Source organism: Vallitalea maricola (genome assembly GCF_036985595.1).
Lineage (GTDB): Bacteria > Bacillota > Clostridia > Lachnospirales > Vallitaleaceae > Vallitalea > Vallitalea maricola.
Map to the genome: position 1 here is coordinate 92,291 of NZ_BTPU01000036.1, position 10,930 is coordinate 103,220.

10 protein-coding genes are annotated in these 10,930 nt (G+C 29.8%); all 10 read left to right on the forward strand.

Going from position 1 to position 10,930, the window contains the following annotated elements; translation table 11 throughout:
- Positions 1 to 10: 10 nt before the first annotated feature.
- The 10 genes from AACQ14_RS12435 (at position 11) to AACQ14_RS12480 (ending at position 10,918) form a co-directional block, all read left to right on the forward strand.
- Positions 11 to 388 carry a hypothetical protein gene (locus tag AACQ14_RS12435; RefSeq protein ID WP_339363915.1) on the forward strand — a complete coding sequence of 126 codons (378 nt, stop codon included), beginning with the start codon at positions 11 to 13 and terminating at the stop codon, positions 386 to 388.
- Positions 389 to 420: 32 nt separating this feature from the next.
- The gene (locus AACQ14_RS12440) at positions 421 to 1,362 is read left to right on the forward strand and encodes a hypothetical protein (RefSeq protein ID WP_339363916.1); all 942 of its coding nucleotides are present in this window, start codon (positions 421 to 423) and stop codon (positions 1,360 to 1,362) included.
- A gap of 336 nt (positions 1,363 to 1,698) precedes the next feature.
- A complete protein-coding gene (gene cdaA / locus AACQ14_RS12445) occupies positions 1,699 to 2,565 on the forward strand; it encodes a diadenylate cyclase CdaA (protein WP_339363917.1) in 867 nt (288 codons plus the stop codon).
- Positions 2,558 to 3,865, forward strand: a complete 1,308-nt coding sequence (locus AACQ14_RS12450; protein ID WP_339363918.1) for a CdaR family protein — start codon at positions 2,558 to 2,560, stop codon at positions 3,863 to 3,865. Before cdaA ends, AACQ14_RS12450 begins: the two co-directional genes overlap by 8 nt.
- Before the next feature lie 352 nt (positions 3,866 to 4,217).
- Entirely contained in the window at positions 4,218 to 5,570 is a 1,353-nt protein-coding gene (glmM, locus tag AACQ14_RS12455; protein ID WP_339363919.1) for a phosphoglucosamine mutase, read from the forward strand.
- A gap of 12 nt (positions 5,571 to 5,582) precedes the next feature.
- Positions 5,583 to 7,415: a glutamine--fructose-6-phosphate transaminase (isomerizing) gene (gene glmS, locus AACQ14_RS12460; protein WP_339363920.1), complete on the forward strand. Its 1,833-nt coding sequence runs from the start codon at positions 5,583 to 5,585 to the stop codon at positions 7,413 to 7,415.
- 677 nt (positions 7,416 to 8,092) lie between these two features.
- Entirely contained in the window at positions 8,093 to 8,719 is a 627-nt protein-coding gene (locus AACQ14_RS12465; RefSeq protein ID WP_339363921.1) for a hypothetical protein, read from the forward strand.
- Positions 8,709 to 8,993, forward strand: coding sequence for a hypothetical protein (locus tag AACQ14_RS12470; RefSeq protein ID WP_339363922.1), 285 nt, complete (start codon positions 8,709 to 8,711; stop codon positions 8,991 to 8,993). Before AACQ14_RS12465 ends, AACQ14_RS12470 begins: the two co-directional genes overlap by 11 nt.
- Positions 8,994 to 9,433: 440 nt before the next feature.
- Positions 9,434 to 9,760: a hypothetical protein gene (locus AACQ14_RS12475; RefSeq protein WP_339363923.1), complete on the forward strand. Its 327-nt coding sequence runs from the start codon at positions 9,434 to 9,436 to the stop codon at positions 9,758 to 9,760.
- A gap of 588 nt (positions 9,761 to 10,348) precedes the next feature.
- Entirely contained in the window at positions 10,349 to 10,918 is a 570-nt protein-coding gene (locus AACQ14_RS12480) for a type I restriction-modification system subunit M N-terminal domain-containing protein (RefSeq protein ID WP_339363924.1), read from the forward strand.
- The last annotated feature ends 12 nt before the right edge of the window (positions 10,919 to 10,930 follow it).

The following is a 10,930-nucleotide window of genomic DNA, read 5'->3' on the forward strand; positions in this document are numbered from 1 at the left end:
GTGAGTACTTGTGAATAAAGAAAAAGTAAAGATTATGACTAATCTTGCTATATACGAAAAAAATGTAGGAAAAGAAGATTTCTCTGTAAATGGGCATTTTAAGTCAAATTATATATCCTACAATAACTTTAAAACACGATTAGGCGTTTTGGTAGCAATGTGCATTATATTCGGCGGGGACTTAATGAGAAGAGTCTCTAGAGATCTCAATAGTATAGGAGATATAAATTATATTGGTATAGGTATTAAGTATCTTGTAATATTAGTTGTTGTACTAGCAATTTACACAATCATTTCAACAATCATTTATAGGAAAAGATATAGAAGCGCTGAAATAAGAATTGGAAAATATAAAAAGCTACTTAGCAAGCTGGATGAGTATAAGTAGTGTAGATTTTATTCAAGGAGGAAATTTTAGTTATGACTAAGCTTTATGAGATAAGGGAAGTGCTCATAACACTGTACAAACGATATGAAAGATTTATAGTGCCTATAACTAGATTTATATTGGCATTAATGGTATTTATTAGATTAAATGGGTTTTTGAATTTTGCAAAGGTACTTAATAAACCAGTAGTGAATATATTACTAGCGGCAGTAGCTAGTTTTATTCCTGGCAATTGGTTAGTACTCTTATTAATATTTATAATTAGTACTCATTTATTCTATGTTTCAATTGAAGCTTTAGCAATAATTTTTGTAATGATGATAATAATATACTTGATGTATATTAGGATATTCCCTAGAATGGGTTATTTCATAGTTGCAGTTCCACTGCTCTTTTCACTAGGAATGCCATATGTAGTACCTATTTTTGCAGGATTATTTGTTGGTCCAATAGCAATAGTACCAGTTTGCATTGGGGTTGGTGTCTACTTTTTTTCAAGTCACATGCCAACTATTTTATCAATAAAAGCAGCAGATCTAACAGATTTACCAGATTCACTTATGAGTATGTACAAATCAATTACAGATTCACTGCTTAATGACAAAGCTATGATGTTAACAATTATTATATTTATTGCAGTTATGTTGATTACATATTTTGTAAGCCGTTTAGAAATAGATTATGTATGGTACATTGCCATTGTAGCAGGTAGTATTACTAACTTGTTAGGATTTACCATTGGAACTATTATATTGAAGACTGATATCAGCATAATAGGAGTTGTATTGGGTTCTATATTATCGATAGTTTTTGTTTCTGCTTGTCAATTCTTAAAAGTATGTTTAAACTATACAAGAGCTGAGAAAGTGCAGTTTGAAGATGATGATTACATCTATTACGTGAAAGCTATACCTAAGATTAAGATTGGAAAACAGATTAAGAAAGTTAAGCGTATAAATAATATAACAAAATAATATGAAATCTATTAATAAATAATGAATTAACATGACGAAGCGGTCTTATGACTCTTCGTTTTTTTCTAAAAATATAACATTTTTCTAAAAGCAAGTTATAGAATATATTTTTGAAAAAATTTTATAAAATCTATTTTTATAAAGTATAAATAATGATATAATAAGTTACATATAAGTTAATCTTTTGTAACTAGAAGAAGTATCAATTATATACGCCCATTGGCCTTATAATATTAAAATAATTTAATGAATTTATTTTTAAAATAAGGTATAGGTTAATATTGGTAGAATGAATAGTCTAAGATTGATAGAAGCATGGTTAAAGAGGGTGTAATATTGGAAGATTTGAATAACTTTTGGCAAAATTTAAAAATGATACGATTTGATTTACCTATAATAGGCGTAAAAGATGTAATTGAAATAGCTTTGATTGCATTTGTGATATATCAACTTTTAAAATGGGTTAGAGGTACTAGAGCTTGGACACTTTTTAAAGGTTTATTAATAATATCTATTATTGCATTCATATCAATGATTCTCGAACTTAATACTATAACTTTTATATTTGTTAAAACCATAAATACTGGAATCATAGCCTTGCTAATTGTATTTCAACCAGAACTTAGAAGTGCATTAGAACAGCTTGGTAGAAGAAATTTTTTCTCTACTTTCTTAATATTTGAAGAGCAGAAAGATAAAAAAGAGAAGATTTCATTAAAAGCAATAGAAGAAATTGTAACAGCAACAGAAGAGATGGCAAAATTCAAAACAGGAGCATTAATAGTTGTTGAAAGAGAAGTAAAACTTGGAGAATATGAACGAACTGGAATTCCATTGAATGCAACTATAACAAGTCAATTACTTATAAATATATTTGAACACAATACTCCGCTTCATGATGGGGCAATTATAATTCGTAATAATAAGATAGTTGCTGCAACATGCTACTTACCTCTTTCAGATAATATGAGTCTAAGTAAAGAGTTAGGCACAAGGCATAGAGCAGCAGTTGGTATAACTGAAGTTTCTGACTGTATAGTTATCATAATTTCAGAAGAAACAGGAAATGTATCAATGGCATTAGGTGGTAATATAATTAGAAATGTAGATAGTGATTATTTGAAAAATAAATTAGTCTATCAAAAGAAGACAGCTGACATAAAGAAATTTAAAATTTGGAAAGGTAGACAAAGAAATGGGTAATGTATTTACAAGAAACGTAGGATGGAAAATTGCATCAATTGTAATAGCCTTCTTTGTTTGGTTTGCTATTGTAAGAGTAGAAGATCCATATATAACTAAGGATTTTAAGCATATTCCTGTAAAAGTTCTTAATGAAGAGATAATCACGTCCAAAAATCAATATATCAATTTTATAGAAGGTCAATATGTGGATGTTACCCTAGGAGGGAAACGTACAATAATTGAACGTTTTCATAAAGAAGATATAATAGCTACAGTTGATATGCAATACTTATCATTTACTGATTCATTAGTTATTGATATAAAACCTATTGAAGGAATTACAGTTGTTAAGAAAAGTCCTAACGATATGAGAATATCAAGAGAAAATGTTAAATCAGAAAGTAGAAAGATAACGTATGAATTTGAGGGTAATCCTAAGGAATCATATATTCATCTAGATCCTATCATTACTCCAAATACTGTTGAAATAGAAGGGCCAGAATCTAAGATGGCTCAAGTAAAAGAAGTTAAAGTAACCCTTGGCATTGATGGTGCTACTAATGACGTTACATCTGTTGGTAAAATAAGACTATTGGACAAAGAAGGTAATGAAGTTAGTAACATAGAGAAGAGTATAGAAGAAGTTAGTTATCAGGTTCCTATCAGGAAATTGAAAGAAGTCAATGTTCTTGTTAAGACCACTGGTAGTTTACCTTCTGGATACAAATTGACTGGAAGTGAAGTTATTCCTAATAAGGTAACTCTTGTTGGAACAGAATCGGCTATTGATAAAATAAATAATCTAGTTTTAGAAGTGCCACTTAATAATGTTACTGCTGATGTTAACAAAGAAATTGATTTAGCTACAGTACTGCCAGTAGGAGTATCAAGGTATCAAAACACCAACATGGTTACAGTTAAATTGAATGTAGACAAAGTTGAAGAAAAAGAGGTAGTGATATTAACTCATGATATAAGTATAGAAAGATTACCAGAGAATCTAAATATATCTATAGTTAATACAGAAGACATTAAGGTTAAGTTTCGAGGAATCCAAGATGATCTGAACAGAATTACAGTATACAATCTTAATCCTACGATAAATCTTAATAACTTGGAGGAAGGGCGACATGAAGTCACTTTGACTCTTACATACCCAAGAACTGTTGAACTTGTTACTGAAATACCAAAAGTCGTAATAGAATTAACTAAACAAGATCAAGGTGATTTAACTGAAAACATCCAGGATAATGCGGCTGACATGGGAGAAGATACTGAAATCAATGAACCTGTAGATGATACAACAGTTAACAATTAATATTTTATATGGGGCTGTCTAATAATACATTTTTATGGCTACAAGCTTGTTAAGATGTATTATTAGACAGTCCCTTTTCTGTATTACAGGAAAAGTTTTTACATTAAGCCAAGTAACAAAAATAATGATTATTACATATTACTATAATATATACCACTTTAGAGAGTGGTATATACCAGACCTAAAACAAAAAGCTATTTATTACATAATTTATTGAAGGCAAATATAGGGAGTGATATAATTGTAAAAGTGTAAAGAGGCAAAATAATACTAATATTTTCCTAATTAAAATTTTGTAATCAGATAAACTAAAGAATAGATAAAACATATATCATATGAAAGGAATATAATAATGGGTAAATTATTTGGAACCGACGGTGTGAGAGGAATTGCTAACAAAGAACTTACTATAGAGATGGCATACAAATTAGGGCAGGCAGGTGCTTGCGTACTTACTAAAGAGAAAAAACACAAGCCAACTATATTAATAGGAAGAGATACACGTATATCAGGAGAAATGCTGGAAGCAGCTCTTATCTCAGGTATATGTTCAGTTGGAGCCAACGCAGTGACTATCGGCGTAGTGCCTACACCAGCGGTAGCATATTTAACAAGATTATATAATGCAGATGCAGGAGTAGTAATATCCGCTTCTCATAATCCTGTAGAATACAATGGAATAAAATTCTTCAATAGTAAAGGATACAAACTATCAGATGCACTAGAAGAAGAAATAGAAGATATTATTTTGAATAACAGTGAGAAACTAGAATTCCCTACAGGAACTAAGATAGGAAGAGTAAAGCATAAGAGAGAAAGCATAACAGATTATATTGATTATGCTAAGAGTGTAATAGACATTGACTTAGAAGGAATCAAGATAGTTATTGATTGTGCTAATGGTGCATCATATGTATCTGCACCAGAAACACTAAGACAACTAGGTGCAGAAGTATTCATCATTCATAATGAGCCTGATGGAACTAACATAAACAAGAAATGTGGTTCAACTCATATGGAAGACTTACAACATTTTGTGAAACAAGTAGGTGCTGATATAGGTCTTGCTTTTGATGGTGATGCTGACAGATGTCTTGCAGTAGATGAACTTGGAAATATGGTAGATGGAGATAGGATTATGGCTATCTGTGGTCTATACATGAAAAACAAAGGATTATTGAAAAAAGATACCGTTGTTGCAACTGTAATGAGTAACCTAGGATTGTTTATTATGGGAAAAGAAAAGAACATACATATAGAGCAAACAAAAGTTGGCGATAGATACGTATTAGAGAAAATGATAGAACAAGGCTACAATCTAGGTGGAGAACAGTCAGGACATATTATATTCTTAGAAGAAAATACAACAGGTGATGGACTTTTAACAGCAATTCATCTATTAGAAGCACTCAAGCACTCAGATAAAAAATTATCCCAATTAGCTAATGTCATGGAAGTATTACCACAAGTACTAGTAAATGCAAAAGTAAGCAATGGTAACAAATACAGTTATTTAGAAGATGAAGTAATAAAAAGTGAAATAGAGAAACTAGAAGCAAAATTTGATGGTGAAGGAAGAGTATTGATAAGACCTTCTGGTACTGAACCATTAGTTAGAGTAATGATTGAAGGAAAAGACAAAGAGGTATTAGCTGATGAAGCAGAAGCATTAGCTAGCTTGATCGAGAGTAGACTTAATAATTAGGAGGTAAATATTTTGTGTGGAATTGTTGGTTATATTGGAGATAAAGAAGCTGCCCCCATTTTGATTGATGGGTTGAAAAGCTTAGAATATAGAGGATACGACTCAGCAGGTGTATCCATTTACGATCATAAAATTAAATGTGTCAAGACAAAAGGAAGATTAATCAATCTAGAAGAGAGATTGAACAATAACATGTTACATGGTAACTTAGGTATAGGTCATACCCGTTGGGCTACTCATGGTGAACCTTCAGACATTAATTCTCATCCACATATGAATAGTACTAATACTATATCATTGGTTCATAACGGGATTATAGAAAACTACATGACAATAAAAGAAAAACTAGAATCAAAAGGGCAAAAGTTTGTATCAGAAACAGATACTGAAGTAGCAGTACAGTTGATAGACTATTATTATAGCAAAAACCATAATCTTTTAGATGCTGTTTTGAAAGCTATGGATAAAATAGAAGGTTCTTATGCATTTGGTGTCATCTGCAATGACGAACCAGATAAAATAATTGCTGTCAGAAAAGATAGTCCATTGATTATTGGAATAGGTAAAGGTGAGAACTATATAGCATCTGATATTCCTGCCATTCTAGAACATACAAGAGACGTATATTTATTAGAAGACAAGGAAATCGCAATTGTAACTAAAGATAATGTAAAGATAATAGATATAGATAAAAATGAAGTAACAAAAGAGATATACAATGTTACATGGGATTTGAAAGCTGCTAGAAAAGAAGGCTTTGACCATTTCATGTTAAAAGAGATATTTGAACAGCCAAGAGTAGTAAAAGACACTTTGACTCCAAGATTACCTCTTGACGTTAATGATATAGTCCTAGATGACATTAACATGTCAAAAGAGGTTCTTGAGAAAATTAACAAGATATATATAGTTGCCTGTGGAACAGCTTCCTATACAGGCTTAGTAGGAAAATATCTAATTGAGAGAGTAGCTAGAATACCAGTAGTAGCAGAGGTAGCATCAGAATTTCGTTATAGAGAACCAATACTAGATGAAAACACCTTGATGATTGTTGTCTCACAATCAGGTGAAACAGCTGATACACTTGCGGCTCTTAGACTTGCTAAGAAAGCAGGGGCATATGTTATTGGTATAGTTAATGCAGTTGGTTCAACAATATCAAGAGATGCTGATGATGTGTTATATACTCTTGCAGGACCAGAAATTGCTGTAGCATCTACGAAAGCATATTCGGCTCAATTATGTGCTATGTATCTACTATCAATTAAGATAGCTATGGAACTTGGAAAGATATCTAAGGATGAATTCCTAGAGTTAAGAGAAGAGTTATATGAACTACCTGATAAAGTAGGTACGGTATTAGAACAGGCAGATACAATTAAAGAATTAGCTGATAAATATATTAATTCCAAGAATGTATTCTACATTGGTAGAGGTCTTGATTATGCTGTGTCAATGGAAGGTGCATTGAAGTTAAAAGAGATAGCTTACCTTCATGCAGAGCCTTATGCTGCTGGTGAGTTGAAGCATGGTCCAATAGCACTTATAGAAGATAATTCATTACTAGTTGGACTAACAGGTCACGAAGAGCTTTTTGAAAAGACAGTAAGTAATATAAAAGAAGTAAAAGCTAGAGGAGCTAAGGTATTAGCAATAGCTCTAGAAGGTAATGATGAGATTGGTAAAATTGCAGATGATGTAATATATGTTCCAAGAACTCATTGGATGTTTACATCACTACTTGAAAATATTCCACAACAGATATTTGCTTATTATATTTCTGTGGGGCTTGGGAATGATGTTGATAAGCCTAGGAATTTGGCTAAGAGTGTTACGGTGGAGTAGGGAGATTGAAATAAATACGAAAATTTGTAGTTGTTAAATAAAGTTGGTAATTGTTAAATAAAATCGGTAACTGTTAAATATAGTTGGTAACTAAAATATTAACAGTCCATTAGAAATAATTACGTGAATGAAAAAAAATAATTAAGAGATGACGTATGTATATTGTTTATGATTAAAAGGTGATAATATACTTTATAATATCATTAATTTAAAATATTGTATATACCATATTTAAAAAGATTAGAAAGTTACCAACTATATTTAACAACAGTAAATAATTGTAAACGCATTTATGCAGTTTATAAGGGGGTAATAGTTACCAACTATATTTAACGACTACAAAATTATTTAGAAGTGTATGAGAAAAGAGATTTAAAGTATAAGGTAATAATTAACGTTTAAGATTAGGTAGAAAGTATAAGCTAATAGATAAGTGCGAAGGCATCTTACTGTTAGCTATTTTTCTGCCCTTTTTATATAAAATTAAGAAGGATTTTAATGTTACTATTTTACAAGATATATTCCTATGAAATTTGTTGTTCCATATAAATAGATTTCATATAATGTGTAGTAATAAAATAAAAGTGTTTTTTAACCACAAAATTCTACAAATTTTTTAGAAATTTAGTGATATAATCAAATAGTTCGAAATATTTAAAAATGAAAGGAGAATTTTTATGAAAAAAATAATAAGTATTTTAACAATTTCATTAGTATTACTCAGTAGTAACTTATGCTTTGCGACAGAATATAATTTAAATAAAGCTGATTCACAATTTGTTTCAAATGATATAGTTGTTCCTTATGGGGATACATTTGGAACTCATTATCGTATGAGATTTAGTAAGAAAATACCATTAAAAATTGATGGAGTAGAATTAGAGGGTGTATATGTAAAACCTCAATTAATGGCTGATCTTTACAAAGATAGAACTGGTAAAGTAAGTGTTGTAGGTATAGATGAAGTAGCACCTGGTTCAAGAAATTGTACAATTACATCATATACCTTTGAAGAAGTTAATAATAGAAAACATCGTATATCAATAGATTACAAAGGAAATACTGGTAGTACAGGTATTGAGCAAAAAATGACAGTAAAAGCAGCTCAAACCTTAGTTATAAGTGGTGAGGTAGGTTTCAAAAGTATTTTTGGTTCTGTAAATACAAAGGCTGAACTTATGGCATCTGCAGAAGAAGAATCAATGGTTACATTTACCTATACATTAGATGGTTCTTATTCTGATAATCTTGAAGCAACTTTTTATATAAATGAAGAGGGAGAGGCTATTGTAAGTGTGCGATAAAAATATTAAATTAATTTTAGGATTTATATCTATAGTAATTAGTGGAATGATTTATGAATTTGAAAGATTTCTGTATGTTCAAATTTGGGAAACAAGATGCCAAGCATTAATTAATTTAGGAGATGGACCAGCTAATTTTCCACCTATATTTAGTAAAATAGTTGATTTTAAAACTAGTCCTACTTTTTTAGATAACAAAATATCAATAGCTTTTTTAATACTTGGTATATGTTTTTTTATAAGTATGTTTTTTAAAAACAAAAAAAAGATTTAAAAATAATATAGTATTGCTACTAAACTCATTTAAAAACTAGGATTACATAATATATCATGATGTAAATAGAGTACAATTCTAAGTGAATAGTGATTATACTAAAAGAAGTTGATATGATAATCCATATTGACTTCTTTTTTAATGCAATAAAACTAATTCACTTATTAAATAGATTACTTGAAATTATAAATGACTTATTTAGTTTAACGTTAAATTAATATGTTCATCCTTAAAAACAGCTATCAAATATTAAGAATAAACATAAACATTGATTTAATTATCAAAATAAATAAATTATATAGAAAGTATAAAATAATTATAAATAAATAAAATATGAGTTTAGGAATATTACAGATAATCTTGATTATGATGTGAAATGCAGACAAGCTATTAATGAAATGATTAATTAAATGAACTTTTTTCATTAGCTAATCAATTAGATGATGGTTTTCATATACCAATTTCAAAAAGGTGATTTTGAACAGTTAAAAAAAACAGCTTTTATGGAATGGGCAAAATTAGTCTATGGTTCCAGTAAAAAAGAACAAGATCAAGAATTTAGAGCAGGATTATTTTTTGGTGGTGTCACTTCACCTATCAAAGGTATATATGATACAATAGAAGGTATCTACTCCGTGTTCACTCACCCAGAACAATTAGGATTTTTTATAAAATTTGTAGCAAGCCTTCCCTTTTCATCGGAAAATAGAGAACTTATGAAACTGATGATAAATGAGACTATTGATGAATGGAAAGCTAAAAACTAAAATTTCAATATAGGCATCAGAAGTTTGTCGGTTTTGATGCATGGAGTGGTGAAGATGATGTTTATTTTTTGCATAGTTAACAACTATGCATACTAGTAATAGAGTTAAATTACTATAAAAGGAATACCTGTGAGAATTTTGATGAAATTTCCATTTCACAGATTTATAGTTAGAGCTTAAAAAAATATATTAAATCAGAAAATATCACAAGAACTTTTATCAAAAAATATCCAGTTACTATCTCAGTAGATGGGTATTTTTTGCGTTCATTTAGAGTTTTTACCATATATTGATAAAGCTGGCTGGTGAAAAATAGATTTTGAAAATCATCACAACAATAAAATAGACTAACTACAAATTACGTTGACTAATTGTGTATAAACGAATAAAATAGTTATTAAGAAGCAAAAAGTATGCAGGATAACATGCTTCAGATTCCACAATACATAAAAATGCTCAAAAGCCGAAAGACGAGCGGGTTGTGAGTGATAAATATATAATAGTAAAAAAGTTAAGTAAAACAACAATAAGTTTTAGAAAATTATATCTACTATATAGAAAAGATAGAAAAGGAAAGGTAGAAGATTAATGAACAAACAACAATTGGCATCAAAAATATGGGAATCTGCTAATCAAATGCGTTCCAAAATAGAAGCGAATGAATATAAGGATTATATCTTAGGATTTATTTTTTATAAATATCTATCGGATAAAGAAATACAATATGCAAAAAATAATGATTTTTCTGATGAAAATATAAAAAAACTTTCAGAAGATGATAGTGAAACGATGGACTACATTAAAGACGAGCTAGGTTACTTTATAGCTTATGACGATTTGTTTTCTACATGGATTAATATGGGCAGAGACTTTGATGTTTCTAATGTTAGAGATGCATTATCTGCCTTTAGTCGACTAATTAGTTCTGCACATAAAAATGTCTACGAAGGTATTTTTGATACATTGCAGACTGGTTTAAGCAAATTGGGAGATAGTGCTTCTTCACAGACAAAGGCTATTAGTGGATTGATTCATTTGATTAAAGATATACCTATGGATGGCAAACAGGATTATGACGTAATTGGTTTTATTTATGAATATCTAATAGGCATGTTTGCTGCAAATGCAGGAAAAAAAGCAGGAGAGTTCTATATATAGTAAATTCTTAGT

Coding starts and splice junctions, on each gene's coding strand:
- AACQ14_RS12440 (WP_339363916.1), top strand. CDS start 421: ATGACTAAGCTTTATGAGATAAGGGAAGTGCTCATAACACTGTACAAA.
- AACQ14_RS12450 (WP_339363918.1), top strand. CDS start 2,558: ATGGGTAATGTATTTACAAGAAACGTAGGATGGAAAATTGCATCAATT.
- glmM (WP_339363919.1), top strand. CDS start 4,218: ATGGGTAAATTATTTGGAACCGACGGTGTGAGAGGAATTGCTAACAAA.
- AACQ14_RS12465 (WP_339363921.1), top strand. CDS start 8,093: ATGAAAAAAATAATAAGTATTTTAACAATTTCATTAGTATTACTCAGT.
- AACQ14_RS12475 (WP_339363923.1), top strand. CDS start 9,434: ATGATGGTTTTCATATACCAATTTCAAAAAGGTGATTTTGAACAGTTA.
- AACQ14_RS12480 (WP_339363924.1), top strand. CDS start 10,349: ATGAACAAACAACAATTGGCATCAAAAATATGGGAATCTGCTAATCAA.